Source organism: Pseudomonas sp. 8209 (genome assembly GCF_028682105.1).
Classification (GTDB): Bacteria; Pseudomonadota; Gammaproteobacteria; order Pseudomonadales; family Pseudomonadaceae; genus Aquipseudomonas; species Aquipseudomonas palmensis.
Genome location: NZ_JANIAH010000003.1, coordinates 190,040 through 210,711, shown reverse-complemented (window position 1 = coordinate 210,711; position 20,672 = coordinate 190,040). Strand labels below are relative to the sequence as shown.

The 20,672-nt window shown below is 64.4% G+C and carries 15 protein-coding genes; 8 read left to right on the top strand and 7 right to left on the bottom strand.

Going from position 1 to position 20,672, the window contains the following annotated elements; translation table 11 throughout:
* Positions 1 to 143 precede the first annotated feature (143 nt).
* Both typA and thiI read right to left on the bottom strand, forming a co-directional pair.
* Positions 144 to 1,964 (bottom strand): translational GTPase TypA, encoded by a 1,821-nt coding sequence (gene typA, locus NP552_RS07750; protein ID WP_210013908.1) that lies wholly within the window; start codon positions 1,962 to 1,964, stop codon positions 144 to 146.
* Positions 1,965 to 2,092: 128 nt separating this feature from the next.
* Positions 2,093 to 3,547 carry a tRNA uracil 4-sulfurtransferase ThiI gene (thiI, locus tag NP552_RS07745; protein ID WP_043862191.1) on the bottom strand — a complete coding sequence of 485 codons (1,455 nt, stop codon included), beginning with the start codon at positions 3,545 to 3,547 and terminating at the stop codon, positions 2,093 to 2,095.
* A gap of 331 nt (positions 3,548 to 3,878) precedes the next feature.
* Here thiI and glnA point away from each other — a divergent pair, with 331 nt between their 5' ends.
* The 3 genes from glnA to ntrC all read left to right on the top strand — a co-directional run bounded on the left by glnA (position 3,879) and on the right by ntrC (position 8,188).
* Positions 3,879 to 5,285, top strand: a complete 1,407-nt coding sequence (gene glnA, locus NP552_RS07740; protein WP_274096613.1) for a glutamate--ammonia ligase — start codon at positions 3,879 to 3,881, stop codon at positions 5,283 to 5,285.
* Positions 5,286 to 5,669: 384 nt separating this feature from the next.
* Positions 5,670 to 6,755 carry a nitrogen regulation protein NR(II) gene (glnL, locus tag NP552_RS07735; protein WP_043862193.1) on the top strand — a complete coding sequence of 362 codons (1,086 nt, stop codon included), beginning with the start codon at positions 5,670 to 5,672 and terminating at the stop codon, positions 6,753 to 6,755.
* Entirely contained in the window at positions 6,752 to 8,188 is a 1,437-nt protein-coding gene (ntrC, locus tag NP552_RS07730) for a nitrogen regulation protein NR(I) (RefSeq protein ID WP_043862194.1), read from the top strand. The genes glnL and ntrC overlap by 4 nt, the downstream gene beginning before the upstream one ends.
* Positions 8,189 to 8,459: 271 nt before the next feature.
* Here ntrC and NP552_RS07725 read toward each other — a convergent pair whose 3' ends face one another.
* Entirely contained in the window at positions 8,460 to 8,897 is a 438-nt protein-coding gene (locus NP552_RS07725) for a hypothetical protein (RefSeq protein ID WP_058541653.1), read from the bottom strand.
* Between NP552_RS07725 and NP552_RS07720 the strand changes: the two genes are divergently transcribed.
* Positions 8,896 to 9,351, top strand: a complete 456-nt coding sequence (locus NP552_RS07720) for a tRNA (cytidine(34)-2'-O)-methyltransferase (RefSeq protein ID WP_043862196.1) — start codon at positions 8,896 to 8,898, stop codon at positions 9,349 to 9,351. The two genes, NP552_RS07725 and NP552_RS07720, sit on opposite strands and share 2 nt — an antisense overlap.
* 49 nt (positions 9,352 to 9,400) lie before the next feature.
* Here NP552_RS07720 and secB read toward each other — a convergent pair whose 3' ends face one another.
* The 3 genes from secB to NP552_RS07705 are packed head-to-tail and all read right to left on the bottom strand — an operon-like array spanning position 9,401 to position 10,596.
* Positions 9,401 to 9,889, bottom strand: a complete 489-nt coding sequence (gene secB, locus NP552_RS07715) for a protein-export chaperone SecB (protein ID WP_043862197.1) — start codon at positions 9,887 to 9,889, stop codon at positions 9,401 to 9,403.
* 34 nt (positions 9,890 to 9,923) lie between these two features.
* Complete coding sequence (gene grxC / locus NP552_RS07710) at positions 9,924 to 10,178, bottom strand: glutaredoxin 3 (protein ID WP_043862198.1); 255 nt, start codon at positions 10,176 to 10,178, stop codon at positions 9,924 to 9,926.
* 1 nt (position 10,179) lies between these two features.
* Positions 10,180 to 10,596 (bottom strand): rhodanese-like domain-containing protein, encoded by a 417-nt coding sequence (locus NP552_RS07705; protein ID WP_043862199.1) that lies wholly within the window; start codon positions 10,594 to 10,596, stop codon positions 10,180 to 10,182.
* A gap of 214 nt (positions 10,597 to 10,810) precedes the next feature.
* Between NP552_RS07705 and gpmI the strand changes: the two genes are divergently transcribed.
* The 4 genes from gpmI to NP552_RS07685 all read left to right on the top strand — a co-directional run bounded on the left by gpmI (position 10,811) and on the right by NP552_RS07685 (position 15,992).
* Positions 10,811 to 12,346 (top strand): 2,3-bisphosphoglycerate-independent phosphoglycerate mutase, encoded by a 1,536-nt coding sequence (gpmI, locus tag NP552_RS07700; RefSeq protein WP_043862200.1) that lies wholly within the window; start codon positions 10,811 to 10,813, stop codon positions 12,344 to 12,346.
* 177 nt (positions 12,347 to 12,523) lie between these two features.
* The gene (locus NP552_RS07695; protein ID WP_043862201.1) at positions 12,524 to 13,810 is read left to right on the top strand and encodes a murein hydrolase activator EnvC family protein; all 1,287 of its coding nucleotides are present in this window, start codon (positions 12,524 to 12,526) and stop codon (positions 13,808 to 13,810) included.
* 89 nt (positions 13,811 to 13,899) lie between these two features.
* The gene (locus tag NP552_RS07690; protein WP_043862202.1) at positions 13,900 to 15,219 is read left to right on the top strand and encodes a S41 family peptidase; all 1,320 of its coding nucleotides are present in this window, start codon (positions 13,900 to 13,902) and stop codon (positions 15,217 to 15,219) included.
* Positions 15,219 to 15,992 (top strand): divergent polysaccharide deacetylase family protein, encoded by a 774-nt coding sequence (locus NP552_RS07685; protein WP_236177264.1) that lies wholly within the window; start codon positions 15,219 to 15,221, stop codon positions 15,990 to 15,992. Before NP552_RS07690 ends, NP552_RS07685 begins: the two co-directional genes overlap by 1 nt.
* Before the next feature lie 5 nt (positions 15,993 to 15,997).
* Here NP552_RS07685 and NP552_RS07680 read toward each other — a convergent pair whose 3' ends face one another.
* On the bottom strand, positions 15,998 to 20,638 hold the full coding sequence (locus NP552_RS07680; RefSeq protein ID WP_274096612.1) for a hypothetical protein: 4,641 nt from the start codon (positions 20,636 to 20,638) through the stop codon (positions 15,998 to 16,000).
* Between the last annotated feature and the right edge of the window lie 34 nt (positions 20,639 to 20,672).

Here is a 20,672-nt window from a genome sequence, read left to right as displayed (position 1 = left end):
CAAGCCCGCTCCCACAAGGTTGTGCATTTACCTGTGGGAGCGGGCTTGACCCGCGATTCGGCCAGCGCAAGTTTCAGGCCTTGCACAAACAAAAACGCCCCCGGCCTTTCGACCGGGGGCGTTTTCATTCAGCCTGAGCTAACTCAGTTCTTGGCTTTCTTGGCAGCGCGGGTACGCTCGCCTTCGTCCAGGATCTTCTTACGCAGACGGATCGACTTGGGCGTGACTTCGCACAGCTCGTCGTCCTGGATGAATTCCAGGGCCTGTTCCAGGGTGAAGCGAACAGGTGGCACCAGAGCGATGGTTTCGTCTTTGCCCGAAGCACGCATGTTGTCGAGCTTCTTGCCCTTGGTAGGGTTGACGCCCAGGTCGTTGTCACGGCTGTTCAGACCGACGATCTGACCGTTGTAGATCTCCTGGCCGTGCTCGACGAACAGCTTGCCGCGCGCCTGCAGGGTTTCCAGCGAGTAGGTCAGCGCCTTGCCGGTCTCTACCGATACCAGTACGCCGTTCTGACGGCCGGACATGTGGCCGGACTTCATTGGCGCGTAGCGATCGAAGATCGAGGTCAGGATGCCTGCACCGTTGGTCAGGGTCAGGAACTGGTTGCGGAAACCGATCAGACCACGGGCTGGAATGTTGTATTCCAGACGTACACGGCCCTTGCCATCCGGCACCATGTTGGTCAGGTCGCCTTTACGCAGGCCCATTTCTTCCATGACCTTGCCCTGCGAATCTTCAGGGATGTCGATGGTGACGTTCTCGAACGGCTCGTGCTTGGCACCGTCGACTTCGCGGATGATCACTTCCGGACGACCAACACCCATTTCGAAGCCTTCGCGACGCATGGTTTCGATCAGTACCGACAGGTGCAGCTCACCACGGCCCGATACCTTGAACTTGTCGGCCGAGTCGCCTTCTTCAACGCGCAGTGCAACGTTGTACAGCAGCTCCTTGTCCAGACGCTCCTTGATGTTGCGGCTGGTGACGAACTTGCCTTCCTTACCGCAGAACGGCGAGTCGTTGACCTGGAAGGTCATCGAAACGGTCGGCTCGTCGACGGTCAGCGGCTTCATCGCCTCGACTGCGTCCGGGGAGCACAGGGTGTCGGAGATGAACAGCTCGTCGAAACCGCTGATGCAGACGATGTCGCCAGCCTGGGCTTCTTCGACGTCGACGCGGTGCAGGCCGTGGTGACCCATCAGCTTGAGGATACGACCGTTGCGGCGCTTGCCGTCAACGTCGATGGCCACAACCGGGGTGTTCGGCTTGACGCGACCACGGGCGATGCGGCCAACACCGATCACGCCCAGGAAGCTGTTGTAGTCCAGTGCCGAGATCTGCATCTGGAACGGACCGTCGCGGTCGACGCTTGGCGCTGGCACGTTGTCGACGATCGACTGGTACAGCGGGGTCATGTCTTCGGCCATTTCGGTGTGGTCCAGACCGGCAATGCCGTTCAGGGCCGAGGCGTAGACGACCTTGAAGTCCAGCTGTTCGTCGGTGGCACCCAGGTTGTCGAACAGGTCGAAGATCTGGTCCAGAACCCAGTCAGGACGCGCGCCCGGACGGTCGACCTTGTTGATCACCACGATCGGACGCAGGCCGGCTTCGAAAGCCTTCTTGGTCACGAAACGGGTTTGCGGCATAGGGCCGTCCTGGGCGTCAACCAGCAGCAGCACGGAGTCGACCATCGACATCACACGCTCTACTTCACCACCGAAGTCGGCGTGGCCCGGGGTGTCCACGATGTTGATGTGGTAGCCGTTCCAGTTGATGGCGGTGTTTTTCGCCAGAATGGTAATGCCGCGCTCTTTTTCCTGGTCGTTGGAGTCCATCACGCGCTCGTCGTTGAGCTCGTTGCGCTCCAGGGTGCCGGACTGACGCAGCAGTTTGTCTACCAGGGTGGTCTTGCCATGGTCAACGTGGGCGATGATGGCGATGTTGCGTAGATTTTCGATCACTTGTGTATCTCGATCAGAGGATTCGGGTTGCCGCCCAGTCTAGGCGGCGAATGTGAATGAACGGCGCTCAACGGGCTCGTCGGTCGGGAGGGCGATGGCGGATACTGCCGCCATACAACCCCGGCATCTTATGTCGGACGATAAACGCGCACATTGGCATGCCCCTCACTCAGTAGATGGTGGGCATGCAGGCGACTCATCACTCCCTTGTCGCAATACAGCAAGTACTGGCGCGTGGGGTCCAGCTCCTTGAAGCGACTGTTGAGGGCGTAGAACGGCAAGGCCTTGACCTCGATGCCGTCCAGTTCCAGAGGCTGGTCTTCCTGGGCGTCGGGGTGACGAATGTCGATCACCACCTGCCCGGCCAGTGCCTGGCTGACTTCTTCGATCTGGATATCCTGGCCCAGTTCATCGATCACGTGGTCGATGGACACCAGGCGGGCGCGTTCCAGGGCGCGCTCGAGCACGGCCATGTCGAACTGCTTCTCTTCATGGTCGACGCGGTGACGCTTGGCACAGGTGGTCGGGTTCACCGAGATCACGCCGCAGTACTCGGGCATGTGCTTGGCGAACTCGGCGGTGCCGATTTCATTGGCCTGGTCGATGATGTCCTGCTTGTGGCTGGCCAGCAGCGGGCGCAGCACCAGCTTCTCGGTGGCCGAGTCGATCACCGCCAGGTTGGGCAATGTCTGGCTGGACACCTGGGAAATCGCCTCGCCGGTGACCAGCGCGTCGATCTGCAGGCGGTCGGCGATGTTGGTGGCGGCGCGCAGCATCATGCGCTTGAGGGTCACGCCCATGTAGCTGTTGTCGACCTTGCCGAGGATCTCGCCCACCACCTCTTCGAACGGCACGCTGACGAACAGCACGCGCTGGCTGCTGCCGTACTTCTTCCACAGGTAGTGCGCGACTTCCATCACGCCCAGCTCGTGGGCACGGCCGCCCAGGTTGAAGAAGCAGAAGTGGGTCATCAGGCCGCGGCGCATCATCTGGTAGGCCGCCACGGTGGAGTCGAAGCCGCCGGACATCAGCACCAGGGTCTGCTCCAGCGCGCCCAGCGGGTAGCCGCCGATGCCCTTGTGCTGGTTGTGGATCACGTACAGGCGCTTGTCGCGGATCTCGATGCGCACTTCCACTTCGGGGTTGCGCAGGTCGATGCCGGCGGCGCCGCACTGCTGGCGCAGCTGGCTGCCGACATAGCGGTCGACGTCCATCGAGCTGAAATCATGGTGGCCGCCGCGCTTGCAGCGCACGGCAAAGTGCTTGCCGGCCAGCAGGTGGCCGAAATGCGTCTTGCACTTGGCGACGATATCGTCGAAGTCGCCCAGCGGGTACTCATCGACCTGGAGGAAATGCGCGATGCCCGGCATGCAGCTCAGGCGCTCGGTCATTTCGCGCAGCACTTTCTCGTCGTCCAGGCGGGTGACCACCTCCAGATTGTCCCAGACACCATCGACCGCGAGCGCAGGATCCAGGTCCTTGAGCACGGTGCGGATGTTGCGGCCCAGTTGACGGATGAAGCGCTTTCGAACCGGGCGGCTCTTGATGGTGATCTCTGGAAAGACTTTGACGATTAGTTTCATGAAAACAGCGCGCGCGTGGCCAGCCGAAAAAGAAGGGGCGCGGATTATAGCGGAATTCGCTCAAGCTTTGAGCAACTTTTGTACAGAAGGTTTCACGCGCACCATTTTGGGTCACTCAAACGAAAAAACGCCTCCTAAGAGTGCAGGAAAAACCCCTGAAGCGCCGTTGGCACCCGTAAACGCGTGAGAATGGGGCGAAAAACCCAACTCGGGGCACTGGCATGCAATTTGCTCCCTTGTGAGGCAGGTTGCCTTGGCCGACTATTCGCGCCCGGCATCACCCAAATTACAAGGGCTGCACAGGCACGCTCTACCCCACCCGGAGGACACCATGTCGAAGTCGGTTCAACTCATCAAAGATCATGACGTTAAATGGATTGATCTGCGCTTCACTGACACCAAGGGCACCCAGCACCACGTCACCATGCCAGCCCGTGACGCGCTGGAAGACGACTTCTTCGAAGCCGGCAAGATGTTCGACGGTTCCTCCATCGCTGGCTGGAAAGGCATCGAAGCCTCCGACATGATCCTGATGCCGGACGACTCCACCGCCGTGCTCGACCCGTTCACCGAAGAGCCGACCCTGATCCTGGTCTGCGACATCATCGAACCGTCGACCATGCAAGGCTACGACCGCGACCCGCGCGCCATCGCCAAGCAGGCCGAAGAGTTCCTGCGCTCCACCGGCATCGGCGACACCGTCTTCGCAGGCCCTGAGCCTGAGTTCTTCATCTTCGACGAAGTGAAGTTCAAGTCCGACATTTCGGGCTCGATGTTCAAGATCTACTCCGAGCAGGGCTCGTGGATGTCCGACCAGGACGTGGAAGGTGGCAACAAGGGCCACCGTCCAGGCGTCAAGGGCGGCTACTTCCCGGTTCCGCCGTTCGACCACGACCACGAGATCCGTACTGCCATGTGCAACGCACTGGAAGAAATGGGCCAGGTCGTCGAAGTGCACCACCACGAAGTGGCGACTGCCGGTCAGAACGAAATCGGCGTCAAGTTCAACACCCTGGTGAAAAAAGCTGACGAAGTTCAGACCCTGAAATACGTCGTGCACAACGTTGCCGACGCCTATGGCCGCACCGCTACCTTCATGCCAAAACCGCTGTACGGCGACAACGGCTCGGGCATGCACGTGCACATGTCGATCTGGAAAGACGGCAAGAACACCTTCGCCGGCGAAGGCTATGCCGGCCTGTCCGATACCGCCCTGTACTTCATCGGCGGCATCATCAAGCACGGCAAGGCCCTGAACGGCTTCACCAACCCGTCGACCAACTCCTACAAGCGTCTGGTCCCGGGCTTCGAAGCCCCGGTCATGCTGGCCTACTCGGCACGCAACCGTTCTGCCTCGATCCGCATTCCTTACGTGTCGAGCCCCAAGGCCCGCCGTATCGAAGCGCGCTTCCCGGACCCGGCGGCCAACCCGTACCTGGCCTTCGCTGCGCTGCTGATGGCCGGCCTGGACGGCATCCAGAACAAGATCCACCCAGGCGATGCCGCCGACAAGAACCTGTACGACCTGCCGCCTGAAGAGGCCAAAGAGATCCCGCAGGTCTGTGGCAGCCTGAAGGAAGCCCTGGAAGAGCTGGACAAGGGCCGTGCGTTCCTGACCAAGGGCGGCGTGTTCTCCGACGATTTCATCGATGCCTACATCGCCCTGAAAAGCGAAGAAGAAATCAAGGTGCGCACCTTCGTACACCCACTGGAATACGAGCTGTACTACAGCTGCTAAGCCAGTGACGCTCGCTCACGCGGCGTAACGAGAGAGGCCTCCCATTCGGGAGGCCTTTTTTTTGCGCTGACTTCATCTCGGGTCAGGCCCGCTGCCACAAACCAGTGGGAGCGGGCTTGACCCGCGATGAAGTCAGCAGTGCTCTACAATGGTGCACAAGGCAGCGCTACCCCTGCACCAACAGCCCATTTTGGTTCAAAAACAGCCTGCAACCTGTTAACCCAGTCATTTTTTGCGCAGCCAAGGCCCGGTTTCAGGGAATTGCGCTTCTTTTCGGAGCCTTGGTTTGGTTCTTGCATTTTCCTGGCATCAGCCGATTACCAGCGCGCGCCACCCTGGCCCCGATCAGGGCGGTACTGTGCCAAAAGAGGTCAACGACGCCCCATGACCATCAGCGATGCACTGCACCGACTGCTACTGGACAACCTGACCACTGCCACCATTCTGCTCAATGCCGAATTGCGCCTGGAGTACATGAACCCGGCAGCGGAAATGCTCCTGGCCATCAGCGGCCAGCGCAGCCACGGGCAGTTCATCAGCGAGCTGTTCACCGAATCGACCGAAGCGCTCAACTCACTGCGCCAGGCCGTGGAGCACGCGCACCCGTTCACCAAGCGCGAAGCCATGCTCACCGCGCTCACCGGCCAGACCCTGACCGTCGACTACGCCGTCACCCCGATCCTCAACCACGGCCGCACCCTGCTGCTGCTCGAAGTGCACCCGCGCGACCGCCTGCTGCGCATCACCAAGGAAGAGGCGCAGCTGTCCAAGCAGGAAACCACCAAGATGCTGGTGCGCGGCATGGCCCACGAAATCAAGAACCCGCTGGGCGGCATCCGTGGCGCCGCGCAGCTGCTGGCCCGCGAACTGCCCGACAACGGCCTCAAGGACTACACCAACGTCATCATCGAAGAGGCCGACCGCCTGCGTAACCTGGTCGACCGCATGCTCGGCTCCAACAAACTGCCGTCGCTGGCCATGACCAACATCCACGAAGTGCTCGAGCGCGTGTGCAGCCTGGTGGAGGCCGAAAGCCAGGGCGGCATCACCCTGGTGCGCGACTACGACCCGAGCCTGCCCGACGTGCTGGTGGACCGCGAGCAGATGATCCAGGCCGTACTCAACATCGTGCGCAACGCCATGCAGGCCATCAGCGGGCAGAACGAGCTGCGCCTGGGCCGCATCACCCTGCGCAGCCGCGCCATGCGCCAGTTCACCATCGGCCACACCCGCCACCGCCTGGTGGCGCGCATCGAAATCATCGACAACGGCCCGGGCATACCCGCGGAACTGCAGGACACCCTCTTCTATCCCATGGTCAGCGGTCGCCCGGACGGTACCGGGCTGGGCCTGGCCATCACCCAGAACATCATCAGCCAGCACCAGGGCCTGATCGAATGTGACAGCCACCCTGGCCACACCACCTTCTCGATCTTCCTGCCGCTGGAACAAGGAGCCACTTCTTCATGAGCCGAAGCGAAACCGTCTGGATCGTCGACGACGACCGCTCCATCCGTTGGGTCCTGGAAAAAGCCCTGCAACAGGAAGGCATGACCACCCAGAGCTTCGACAGTGCCGATGGGGTCATGAGCCGCCTGGCCCGCCAGCAGCCGGACGTGATCATCTCCGACATTCGCATGCCCGGTGCCAGCGGCCTGGACCTGCTGGCGCAGATCCGCGAGCAGCATCCGCGTCTGCCGGTGATCATCATGACCGCGCACTCGGACCTGGACAGCGCCGTGGCCTCGTACCAGGGCGGCGCGTTCGAGTACCTGCCCAAGCCATTCGACGTGGACGAGGCAGTGTCGCTGGTCAAGCGCGCCAACCAGCACGCCCAGGAACAGCAGGGCATGGCCGAGCCCCAGGCGCTGACCCGCACCCCGGAAATCATCGGCGAAGCGCCGGCCATGCAGGAGGTGTTTCGCGCCATCGGCCGGCTCAGCCATTCCAACATCACCGTGCTGATCAACGGCGAATCGGGCACCGGCAAGGAGTTGGTGGCCCACGCCCTGCACCGTCACAGCCCACGCGCCGCCTCGCCGTTCATCGCGCTGAACATGGCGGCGATCCCCAAGGACCTGATGGAGTCCGAGCTGTTCGGCCATGAAAAGGGCGCGTTCACCGGCGCGGCCAACCTGCGCCGCGGGCGTTTCGAGCAGGCCGACGGCGGCACGCTGTTTCTCGACGAGATCGGCGACATGCCGGCCGACACCCAGACCCGCCTGCTGCGCGTGCTGGCCGATGGCGAGTTCTACCGGGTGGGCGGGCATGTGCCGGTGAAGGTGGACGTGCGCATCATTGCCGCCACCCACCAGAACCTGGAAACCCTGGTGCAGGCCGGCAAGTTCCGTGAAGACCTGTTCCACCGCCTGAACGTGATCCGCATCCACATCCCGCGCCTGGCCGACCGCCGCGAAGACATCCCGACCCTGGCCCGGCACTTTCTGGGGCGTGCGGCGCAGGAGCTGTCGGTGGAGCCCAAGCTGCTCAAGCCGGAGACCGAGGAGTTCATGCGCAACCTGCCGTGGCCGGGCAACGTGCGCCAGCTGGAGAACACCTGCCGCTGGATCACGGTGATGGCCTCGGGGCGCGAGGTGCATATCGGCGACTTGCCGCCGGAGCTGCTGAACCTGCCGCAGGACGCGGCGCCGGTGACCAACTGGGAGCAGGCGCTGCGCCAGTGGGCCGACCAGGCGCTGAGCCGTGGCCAGTCGAACCTGCTGGACAGCGCAGTGCCGAGTTTCGAGCGGATCATGATCGAGACGGCGCTCAAGCACACCGCCGGGCGGCGGCGCGATGCAGCGGTGCTGCTGGGCTGGGGGCGCAACACCCTGACGCGCAAGATCAAGGAACTGGGCATGAAGGTCGACGGCGGGGACGACGAGGGCGACGACGAGGCCTGACTCAGGGGCCTCTTCGCCGGCAAGGCCGGCTCCTACAAACGCCGCCGTACCTGTAGGAGCCGGCCTTGCCGGCAAAGGGCTTGCCCCATTGCTGCACCATGCCTGCCCCCGCTGCACCGCCTGAAGGCAAAAACACCCCTCACAACCGCATCAAACCCTGCAAAACCCCTGGTTCCATTGCCCCAGGCCAACTTGGCACACCCCCTGCATATATCTAAGCACAACCCAGTTTTGGGGACCTTGGTACAGGCAGGCCGGGGAATCCCCTCTTTTATTCGTGCAGTTTCACCTGCACCCTCCAGCGGCCCTGCACCGGCTCGCCGGCCCAGTCGCCGCGCAGCGGCCGGGCCGCCACCAGGCTCAGCAACAGGCCCTGGTCGCTGTTCTGCAGGCGCCAGCTCACGGGCTTGCCCGCTAACTGCAACTGACCCTTCTGGCTCCGCCCACTGGCCTGGAACACCAACGCCAGCGTGCCCTCGACCTCCTCGCCATGCAGTTGCGGCTCTTCGTTGAACCACAGGTTCAGGCCATCGGCCACCACCTCCACCCGCTCCAGTACCCGTGGTTCAGGCGCGGTGAGGCGGCCGATCATCAGGCCCACCAGCATGCCGAACAGGGCCATGGAGAACAGCACCCGCGGCCACAGTTTCGAACGCGGGTCCGGTTCGGGGGTAGAATGCTCGTCATCTTTATGCTCGGAGCCGTGCATGTTTCACGTCATCCTTTTTCAACCGGAAATTCCACCGAATACCGGCAACATTATACGGCTGTGCGCCAACAGCGGCTGCCAGCTGCACCTGATCGACCCGATCGGCTTCGAACTGGACGACAAGCGCCTGCGCCGTGCGGGCCTGGATTACCACGAGTACGCCACCCTCAAGCGCCACAGCGACCTGCCCAGCTGCCTCGAGAGCCTGGGCAACCCGCGCCTGTTCGCCTTCACCACCAAGGGCTCGCGGCCGTTTCACGACGTGGCCTTCGCCCCCGGCGACGCCTTTCTGTTCGGCCCTGAAAGCCGTGGCCTGCCGCCCGAGGTGCTCGACCCGCTGGGCAGCGACCAGCGCCTGCGCCTGCCCATGCGCGAAGGCTGCCGCAGCCTGAACCTGTCCAACACCGTGGCCGTGGCGGTGTACGAAGCCTGGCGCCAGCAAGGTTTTGCCTGAGGCATGAAAAAAGCGCCCCGAAGGGCGCTTTCAACGTACCGCAGTCAGCTTACTGCAGCGAAGGCGCTTCGCCTGCTTCCTGCATGCGCTGCATCTCTTGCGCGTACAGGGCATCGAAGTTCACCGGCGACAGCATCAGGGCCGGGAACGAACCACGGGTCACCAGGTTGTCCAGCGCTTCACGCGCATACGGGAACAGGATGTTCGGGCAGAACGCGCCCAGGGTGTGGCTCATCGAAGCCGGGTCGAGGTTCTTGATCAGGAAGATACCCGCCTGCTGAACTTCGGCGATGAAGGCAACCTCTTCACCGTTCTTGACCGTGACCGACAGGGTCAGCACGACCTCGTGGAAATCGCCTTCCAGGCCTTTCTGCTTGGTGTTCAGGTCCAGCGCGACGCTCGGTTCCCACTGCTGGCGGAAGATCGCCGGGCTTTTCGGCGCTTCGAACGACAGGTCACGCACATAGATGCGCTGCAGGGAGAATTGCGGGGAGCTTTCGTCGGCTGCCGCAGCGCCGTTGTTCTGTTCTTCAGTCATGACAGATCCTTCTTTGCAGGGTCTTGTAGGGAATTCAGGCCTTGAGCAGCGCGTCGAGCTTGCCGGCGCGCTCAAGGGCAAACAGGTCGTCGCAACCGCCGACGTGGGTGCTGCCGATCCAGATCTGCGGCACCGAGGTGCGGCCGGCCTTCTGGCTCATCTCTGCGCGCAGCTGGGGCTTGCCATCGACCTTGATCTCTTCGAAGGCCACACCTTTGCTGGACAGCAGCTGCTTGGCACGCGAGCAGTAAGGGCAGTAGTCGCTGGAGTAGACGATGACGTTGCTCATGTCACTTCACCAGCGGCAGGTTGTCGGCCTTCCAGCTCGACACGCCGCCCGACAGCTTGGCGGCGTTGAAGCCGGCCTTGAGCAGGTCGCGGCACACGGCGCCGGCATGCTGGCCCAGGTTGTCGACCACGATCAGGGTCTTGGTCGCCTTGTGCTTTTCCAGCTCGCCGATACGCGCGGCGAACTTGTCCTGCGGGATGTTCAGCGCGCCGACGATGTGCCCGGCGGAGAACTCCTTGCTGGCACGGATATCGATGACCAGGCCCTTGTCGGCGTTGACCAGCGCGGTCAGTTCGCCGTTGCTCAGGCTGCGGCCGCCCTTGCGCGCTTCGGTGACGATCAGCAGGACCAGCAGAACGACGAAGATACCAACCAGCAGATAGTGAGATGTCGCGAATTCGATCAGGTGAGCAACCATCAGAGGGTTCCGGGCCGTTAAAAATGATGGGCAGTATACACAGCACCCAAGGCCGGCCAAAGCCCACCGGCACTGGTTGTCGACAGTAATTCTCATTGCCGGGCTGCTACCCGTCGGGCGGCAATGGCGGGCGCGCAAGGTTAATTCGTCACTGCTGACCAATTTGCCCTAAAATGCGTGTCTTTATCACCTGACAAAAGCGCGAGTGGGATAGATGACTAGCACGCCAAAACCCTTGGTCCTGATCATCCTGGATGGTTTCGGTCACAGCGAAAGCCACGAATACAACGCCATCTATTCGGCCACCACGCCGGTTTACGACCGCCTGCGCGCCACCCAGCCGCACGGCCTGATCTCGGGCTCGGGCATGGACGTGGGCCTGCCCGACGGGCAGATGGGCAACTCCGAAGTCGGCCACATGAACCTGGGTGCCGGGCGCGTGGTGTACCAGGATTTCACCCGCGTGACCAAGGCCATCAAGGATGGCGAGTTCTTCCAGAACCCGGTGCTGTGCGACGCCGTGGACAAGGCTGCCGGTGCCGGCAAGGCCGTGCACATCCTCGGCCTGCTGTCCGACGGTGGCGTGCACAGCCACCAGGACCACCTGGTGGCCATGGCCGAACTGGCCGCGCAACGTGGCGCCGAGAAGATCTACCTGCACGCCTTCCTCGACGGCCGCGACACCCCGCCCAAGAGCGCACAGTCTTCCATCGAACTGCTCGACGCCACCTTCGCCCGCCTGGGCAAGGGCCGCATCGCCAGCCTCATCGGCCGTTACTTCGCGATGGACCGCGACAACCGCTGGGACCGCGTCAGCGCCGCCTACAACCTGATCGTCGACAGCACCGCCGAATTCAGCGCCAGCACCGCCACCGCCGGCCTTGAAGCCGCCTATGCACGCGGCGAGAGCGACGAGTTCGTCAAGGCCACCCGCGTGGGCGAGGCCGTCAGGGTCGAGGACGGCGACGCGGTGATCTTCATGAACTTTCGCGCCGACCGCGCCCGCGAGCTGTCGCGGGTATTCGTCGAGCCGGACTTCAACGAGTTCCCGCGCGCACGCCTGCCCAAGCTGGCCGCCTATATCGGCCTGACCCAGTACTCGGCCAAGATCGCCGCCCCGGCGGCGTTCGCCCCAGGCAGCCTGAACAACGTACTGGGCGAGTACCTGGCCAAGAAGGGCAAGACCCAGCTGCGCATCGCCGAAACCGAAAAGTACGCCCACGTCACCTTCTTCTTCTCCGGCGGGCGCGAAGAACCGTTCGAAGGCGAAGAGCGCATCCTGATCCCGTCACCGAAGGTCGCCACCTACGACCTACAGCCGGAAATGAGCGCGCCGGAGGTCACCGACCGCATCGTCGAGGCCATCGAACAGCAGCGCTATGACGTGATCGTGGTCAACTACGCCAACGGCGACATGGTCGGCCACAGCGGCGTGTTCGACGCTGCGGTCAAGGCCGTGGAGGCCCTGGACCTGTGCGTGGGCCGCATCGTCGAGGCCCTCGACAAGGTGGGTGGCGAAGCGCTGATCACCGCCGACCACGGCAACGTCGAGCAGATGGAAGACGCGTGCACCGGCCAGGCCCACACCGCCCACACCACCGAGCCGGTGCCGTTCATCTATGTCGGCAAGCGCAACCTCAAGGTGCGTGAAGGCGGCGTGCTGGCGGACGTGGCGCCGACCATGCTCAAGCTGCTGGGCCTGGAAAAACCGGCCGAAATGACCGGTACTTCGATTCTCGTAGACGTCTGAACTGCACGCCCCACGCTGCACGGTTCAAGCTGCAGGAGCCAGCGCCACGTGCGCTGCGCCTCTTGCGGCGTGCAGCTTGAAACAGGCAGCTGAATCGCATCCCGCTTGAAGGTCGTTTTTTTTGATCGCCATGGCGGGCATACTAGGCCAGTCTCCATCCTGGGTTCCGCCTACTCCATGCTTCGCGCACTTATCCTCATAGCCCTGACCTGCCTGTTCGGCCCGGCATTCGCCGACGAGCGCGCGCAAACCCAGCAGCAACTGGACGCCACGCGCCAGGACATTGCCGAGCTGAAAAAGCTGCTTGGCCAGTTGCAGCAGGAAAAGTCCGGCGTGCAGAAAGACCTGCGCGGCACCGAAACCGAAATCGGCAAGCTGCAAAAGCAGGTGGAGGCCCTGCAGCAGGAACTAAAAAAGACTGAAGGCGAGCTGGAGCGCCTCGACAAAGAGAAAAAAAAACTCCAGAGCGCCCGCGTTGAACAGCAACGCCTGATCGCCATCCAGGCCCGTTCGGCCTACCAGAACGGTCGTGAGGAATACCTCAAGCTGCTGCTCAACCAGCAGAACCCCGAGAAGTTCGCGCGCACCCTCACCTATTACGACTACCTGAGCCAGGCCCGCCTGGAGCAGCTGCGCAGCTTCAACGAGACCCTGCGCCAGCTGGCCAATGTGGAAAAGGACATCGCCCTGCAGCAGGCCCAGTTGCTGGCCCAGCAAGGCACCCTCGAAACCCAGCGCCAGGACCTGGAAAAGGTCCGCGCCGAGCGCCAGCAGGTGCTGGCCAAGCTCAACAGCGACGTCAAGGCACGCGACCAGAAGCTGGCCGCCCGCGAACAGGACCAGGCCGACCTCGCCCAGGTGCTCAAGACCATCGAGCAGACCCTGGCACGCCAGGCGCGCGAAGCCGAAGAGGCGCGTCAGCGCGCCCTGCTGGCCGCCCAGGAAGCCGAGAAGCAGCGCCAGCGCGAAGCCCTGGCCGCCAACCAGGACGCCACCCCGAAAAAGCCCAGGGCAGTGCCCGGGCCGCTGGTTTCCAGCGACGGCGCCACCTTCGGCGGCGCTTTTTCTGCAGCACGGGGCAAACTTCCATGGCCGGTCAATGGTCGATTGCTGGCACGTTTTGGTGAAACCCGCGGCGACGACTCGCGAGCCAAGTGGGACGGGGTGATGATCAGCGCCTCCGCCGGCAGCCAGGTACATGCGGTGCATGGCGGGCGCGTGGTGTTCGCCGACTGGTTGCGCGGCGCCGGACTTCTGGTCATTCTCGACCATGGCAACGGCTACCTGAGCCTGTACGGGCACAACCAGAGCCTGCTCAAGAATGCCGGCGACGTGGTCAAGTCGGGCGAGGCGATCTCCACCGTCGGCAACAGCGGCGGCCAGGACACCGCCGCCCTGTACTTCGCGATTCGCCAGCAAGGCCGCCCGAGCGACCCGACACAATGGTGCCGTGCCCAGGGATAGGGGCACATCGTTCATTTCACGCTAGCCCCGCCAACCGGTGCCAGCGACGCTCCCCCGGGGGCAAAACCAGGATCAGGAGTTCGTTCGACATGCTGCATACGCCTCGCCTTACCTCGCTGGCCCTGACCATTGCCCTGGTCATCGGCGCGCCACTGGCCCACGCGGCCGAGCCTGCCAAGCCAGCCACGGTGGCACCGACCACGGTCACTGCCCAGGCGCCGCTGCCGCTGGAAGAGCTGCGCACCTTCGCCGAGGTGATGGACCGCATCAAGGCCGCCTATGTCGAGCCGGTGGACGACAAGACCCTGCTCGAAAACGCCATCAAGGGCATGCTCAGCAACCTCGACCCGCACTCCGCCTACCTGGGCCCGGAAGACTTCCAGGAGCTGCAGGAGAGCACCAGCGGCGAGTTCGGCGGCCTGGGCATCGAAGTGGGCATGGAGGACGGCTTCGTCAAGGTGGTATCGCCCATCGACGACACCCCGGCCTCGCGTGCCGGCATCGAGGCGGGCGACCTGATCGTCAAGATCGACGGCCAGCCGACCCGCGGCCAGACCATGACCGAGGCGGTCGACAAGATGCGCGGCAAGATCGGCCAGAAGATCACCCTGACCCTGGTGCGCGACGGCGGCACGCCGTTCGACGTGACCCTGGCCCGCGCGGTCATCCAGGTCAAGAGCGTCAAGTCGCAGCTGCTCGAGGACGGCTACGGCTATATCCGCATCACCCAGTTCCAGGTCAAGACCGGCGAAGAGGTAGGCAAGGCCCTGGCCAAGCTGCGCAAGGACAACGGCAAGAAACTGCGCGGCCTGGTGCTGGACCTGCGCAACAACCCCGGTGGCGTGCTGCAGGCCGCCGTCGAAGTGGCCGACCACTTCCTGACCAAGGGCCTGATCGTGTACACCAAGGGCCGCATCGCCAACTCCGAACTGCGCTTCTCGGCCGACCCGGCCGATGCCAGCGAAGGCGTGCCGCTGGTGGTGCTGATCAACGGCGGCAGCGCCTCGGCCTCCGAGATTGTCGCCGGCGCCCTGCAGGACCAGAAGCGCGGCGTGCTGATGGGCACCGACAGTTTCGGCAAGGGCTCGGTGCAGACCGTGCTGCCGCTGAACAACGACCGCGCCCTGAAGATTACCACCGCGCTGTACTACACCCCCAACGGCCGCTCGATCCAGGCCCAGGGCATCGTGCCGGACATCGAGGTGCGCCGCGCCAAGATCACCAGCGAGCAGGACAACGACAACTTCAAGGAAGCCGACCTGCAAGGTCACCTGGGCAACGGCAACGGCGGCGCCGACCGGCCTTCGGGCAAGGCCGCGAGCAAGAAGGACCGTCCGCAGGACGACGACTTCCAGCTCAGCCAGGCGCTGAACCTGCTCAAGGGCCTGAGCATCACCAGCGGCAAGTGATGCGCTATCTGCTGTTCGCCCTGCTCTGCCTGGCCGGTACCGCACACGCGGCACCGGCCAAGGCCTACCTCACGCTGATCATCGACGACCTGGGGCAGAGCCCTGCGCGAGATGCGCGTACCCTGGCCCTGCCCGGCCCGGTCACCCTCGCGATCATGCCCGATACCCCGCACGCCACCGCGTTCGCCCGCCAGGCGCACAAGGCCGGCAAGACGGTGATCCTGCACATGCCCATGGACCCGGCCACCGGCCCCTACGCCTGGCACCCGGATACCCCGCTGCCGGAGCTGGAACAACGCCTGGGCGCAGCCCTGGCCAAGGTGCCCTATGCCAGCGGCATCAACAACCACATGGGCAGCCGCATGACTGCACAGCCGCTGCCCATGGCCTGGCTGATGGCCGAGTTGCAGCGCCGCCATCTGTTCTTTGTCGACAGCCGCACCAGCGCCGCCACGGTCGCTGCGGCCAAGGCACAGGAACAGGGGCTGGCAAGCCTGTCGCGGGATGTGTTCCTGGATGACGTGCGCACCCCCGAGGCGATTGCCGGACAACTGCGCATCGCCGTGGAGCTGGCGCGCCGGCAGGGCTCGGCCGTGCTGATCGGCCACCCCTACCCGCAAACCCTGGAGGTGCTCGAACGCGAGCTGCCTCGCCTGAAGGCGCAGGGCATCGAGTGGGTCGAGATCCACCAGATGATTGCCCTGCGCAGCAACCAGGCGATGGCGGCCCACGGTGCCGGCGGGCGCTATCGCGCCAGCGCCGGCGGCCAGTAAGGCGCCTACGCCAGGGGGCGTAGCGGAAACCAGCCCTTGATGAAGGCCGGGGTGAGGTCGGCGCGCCAGATCACGCCCATCTTGCCGGTGGTTTTCGCCTCTTCGAGCAGGTCGGCATAGCCTTTGGTGCGTTGCGCCTCCAGTTTGATGTGGCCCTTGCTGAACGCTGCCGTGGGCGTGTCCAGGGCAGGATAGTGCAGGTGCACGTACCATTTGTCGCCGCCCGCCACACGCACTTCGTACTCGTCGATGAAGTCGCCGGCCGCCAGGGCCTTGCGCGGCGCCTTGAATTCGATGTGCAGTTGCTTGCGCTCCCACAGATACAGCAGGTTGCGCGCGGTGGGCTTCTGCGCCTTGCACATGCTCAGGCGCAGGGCATCGGCTGCGTCCCTGAGCCCCTGGGCCTCCTGGCGCAGCTGGGCAACGGTGGCCTGCTCGGTATCGGGCAGGCCGCTGTGGCGCTCGAAGTCATCCGCCACGCGGATCAGCCGATCGGCCAGGATGGTCAGCGGGAACACGATATCCCCCGGTTGATGCCCGCTGCCGGACAACCCCTGCTGCTTGGCCTTGAGCGGGGCGACCTGATCGAGCACCTGGCGCGCCTCGCTGCGCAGGGCCTTGCGCGGCTTGAGGCCGACCGGCGTGGCGGGCAGTACGGTCTTGATCGGGTTCCAGTCATCGCCGCCGTGCTCGCGGTAGGACGCCACGATGCGGTGGTTGGCATCCTCGATATCCACGATCGGCACCGGCTCGCCGGGCGATGGCGCCCGTACCCGCCCCACCACCACCCGGCGGGTACGCGTGACGATCACCTTGCGCTTGCGCGTCGGCCGGGGCGTCGTGCTGGTGGCCGGCACCGTGACCAGGCTGTCCAGTTCTGCCCTGGCGCTGGCATCGAGCTCGTCGAGGGTCTGCACGAACGCCGCCAGATAGTCCTTGCCGGGCACCGGCGCGAACAGGTCGCCCACATACTGGGCAACCGCCTTGGCCCGCGAGTAGCAGTGCGAGGCCTCGCGCAGCACCTGGATGCGCTCCTGGGGCGTGAACTCCTGGGCATCGATGCCCAGCTGCTCATGCGAAAGCACCCCGGCGACGATGTCCGGGTCCAGCAGCAAGTCCTTGTAGAACGGGCGCTGGGTGGCGTCCGCGATACGCGTGTCCAGGCTCATGTAGCCGAGGATTTCCAGGTAGGCCGTGCGGATGCGCTGGGCGCTGAACACCTTGAGCTCTTCACGCTTGGCCTCGCCATAGCGGATGATCTCGTCGGCCGTGGCCTTGACCGCCGGCTCGCGGCGAACCTCCTCGACCAGGGCGCTGCAGGCCTCGGCCTGCTCCAGGGCCAGCAGGTGGAACGTCTCGTTCTGCGTGTTGGCCTCCAGCAACGCGGAAAACGGCTGTGCGGTATCACCCAGGGTGACCTGGAACGCATTCTCGATCCAGGCATCGTGCAACGAGATCTTGAACTGCTTGCTGTGGTACTGGGCCTGCAACTGCAGGCGCGCCTGGAAGTTCATCCTGAAGTTCAGGTTCAGCGCCTTGCTGTAGTCGGCCGCAGTGATATGGCCGTAGAAATCCGCCAGTTTCAGGGTTTCGCGGGCTTCGAGGGTGGTGCGCAGCAGGTCCTTGGCCACCTCGATGAAGGCGTCCTGCTCGACCTTGAGTGCCTGCTCGGCCACTTGCGCACGCGTGCGTGCCTGCTTCATCGCTACCAGCCGGGTCGCCGTGCGATCGAGCTGGTACTCGCGCTGGGCCTTGAACATCGGGTCGAGCAAGGCGTTGAGCTCGTTGACCTTGGGGGTCATGGCCACAATGCGCCTGAGGCAATCCTGCTGCGCCGACTCCAGCGTGGTGTTGAGCTGCTGAAGCTGCAGCCTGTTCTGCGCCTTCTTCTCCTGCAGGCTCATGCGCTTTTTCGGCCCGCCCCCGCGCAGCCCCAGGCGCAGGTCCAGTTGCCAGCTGCCTTCGCTGCTACGCCGCAGCCACGGGCCACGGCGGCTGCTGTCGAGGGGGTCGACGATGCAGAAGCGCCCCTCGACCTCCAGCACGCGGTACCAGCGGTCATCGAGTTTTACATGCGCGTGCCCGTCGATCAGCGCCAGGCCGCGGCGCTCCCCCGTCTTGATCAGGCCGGTCGGCTCCTGGCCGGGCGTGACCTGCATCGGGCGCAGGAACGCACGCAGCTCGGGCGTCGCTTCGTTGCGCATGCCGCTCCAGGAGAAGTCCATGGCTGTCGGCAACGCACCGGCACTGCGCAGTTGCGGAACCAGGGGCTGCTGCACCGGTACCAGCACGCCGGTCACTGGCAGCTCGCCGCGCACCGGCAACGTTTGCTGCAGCATCGAGGGCTGCACCTTGATCGGCGTCGCGCGCGCCATGCCGACCTCCCCGGCCCCGTGCATGAACACCGTGCTCAGGTTGAACAGCAGGTCGACCACGGCCTGGGCGCGCGTGGTGTCATCCCCCTCGCGCAGCGCCTTGAAGTCGCTGTCCAGGCTGCTGACCAGTTGCACCAGCCATCCGGCGACAGCTGTCGGCCCACGCAGGTAGGGCAGCGCGATATTGAACAGCAGCCAGCCCGCCTCCTTGAAGCGCAGCCAGCGATCTTCGGCGTTGGATACCGATTGCCGGTCACCCAGGGTGATCAGCGCATCCACCGTACTGGTGTAGAAATGCGCCAGCAGGTCACCGGTCAGCGCAGCGCCGCCAAGACGCGGCACGTTCGCCCCCGGCACAGCCACCGGTTCATCCACCGTGATCCCCAGGTGAGGGTTGGCAAAGCCGCCATTGGCATAGATGCGCCGGGCGTCCCGTCCCATCCAGTTCAGCACGCTGGCTTGCAGCTCGGGCTCCTCGAGGGCCTTGAACAATGCAGCCTCGCTGGCAAATTCGCGCAGCAGGGGCTCGAACAGCGGCCGGTACAGCACCCGCTCGGGCCTGCCGGGCAGGGCGAACACGAACATGTTGTCGACCACGTCGGGGCTGGCCCCTTCGCCACTGAGGAAGGTCAGCGGGCGCACCTCGACCCGGTCGGTCTGGTCGGTGCTCATGGCGTAGTCCACGCAGCGCAGGCCCTGGCGGGTGAAGCCCTGCTCGCCCCTGATCCGGTATTCCAGCGCCAGCAATGGCAGTTGTGCGCGCAGCGTGTCGGCGAACAGCTGCCGACGCTCGTCGGCCTGGCGTGCATCGGTGCGCATGGCCTGTTCGATCACTGCCAGGTAGTTGGCCCCGACATCCACGGCGGTGATGAGTGTCATCACATACTCGGCGCTCAGCCATGCGGCGATCTCGTCGCCATCGGCATGGGCAATGCTCATCGGGCCCTTGGGCAGGCCGGACAGGTTTTCCAGCGCGGCATCCACCAGCAGCAGCCTGACCGTCTCGACGAAGCCGAAGCCACCCTGGCCATAGGGCACCTGGAAGGTCAGCACCAGCTTGTAGGGGTCGTAGGTCGGCCCGCCCGGTTGATCTGCCGCCATGCGCTCGCCCAGCGCCTTGGCGGCATAGTCGCGCAGGGTCGGGATACCGTGGTCATAGGCCTTGCCGGCATTGCGCTGGTGCGCCAGCGCCATGCTCAGCCATTGCATGCGGTAGTCCAGGTAATCGGCCCCCGAAGCCTGCTTGAGCCATGCCGGCAGCTGGCCAAGCACCTGGGTGTCGGCAGGCGTCGGCACGAATGCCCGGTTGCCGGCCAGGCGCGCAGCCACATCGGACACCGTGGCAAACAACCCCTCGAGCTCGGTCACCGACTGCCCGCCCAGGCGCAGCGCCTGCACGTCGCGCAGTTGCTGATCGAGCAACGCCTCGGCCTGGACCCTGAACGGATTGCCTTCGACCTCCAGCAACTGCCACTGCAGCCCGACCAGCCGATAGGCGCCTTCGAGTTCGTCGGTCAACGCCTCGCCGAACGCCTTCAGCGAGGCGTGGGCGCTGACCTGACCTGCGGGCGTACAGCGCAGCACCTGCTCGCCGCGGACCAACACCAGATCGCTGAGCAGCATCTGCGTGCTGGTCAGGCTGGCGTCGAGCTGCAGTTGCACCAGGTACACCCGTACGGCCTGCTCGCCCTGGGCCTGACGCAGCGACCAGCGTGGCCATTGCAGCACCTGGCCCAGCATCCCGGCCCAGGCCTGTTTGCCGCCGGCGTGTGGCACCAGGGCCTGGGCCAGGGTTCTGGCCAGCCAGCTCAGGCGCGGAACGCCTTCACTGCCCCTGGCCTGCCAGTAGTTCATCAGGGCCCGCTGGAACTCGGCCACGATGCCGTCGGCAAACACCTTGATCATTTCGCGCAGGGCGTCCGCATCAAGTGCATGGCCCTGCAGCTTGAGTTTCACCGCATCGGCCTGGCCCAGAAAACCGGACAAGCCCCCCGCATGCATCTGCAACGGCTCCCAGGTGCACAGGTTGTCCAGTGCAGCGTCCACCAGCGGGCGTACCTGATAGAACTGCGCGCTGCTGTCGGGCACGTACAAACGCAGCGCCTCCACATCGGCGGACAGCCCGGGGAAGTACTCGCGCAGCAAACGCTCCAGCAGCGTGACGCTGGCGCTGCGCAGGGTCGGGCGGCTGGCGAACTGCTCGGCCACCATGGCGGCGAGGGCATTGTCGGGTTCGGGCGTGGGCAGGTCTTGCAGGATATGCAGTGGCATCTAACACCTTCCATGAGTGATCGGGCTGTGCAAT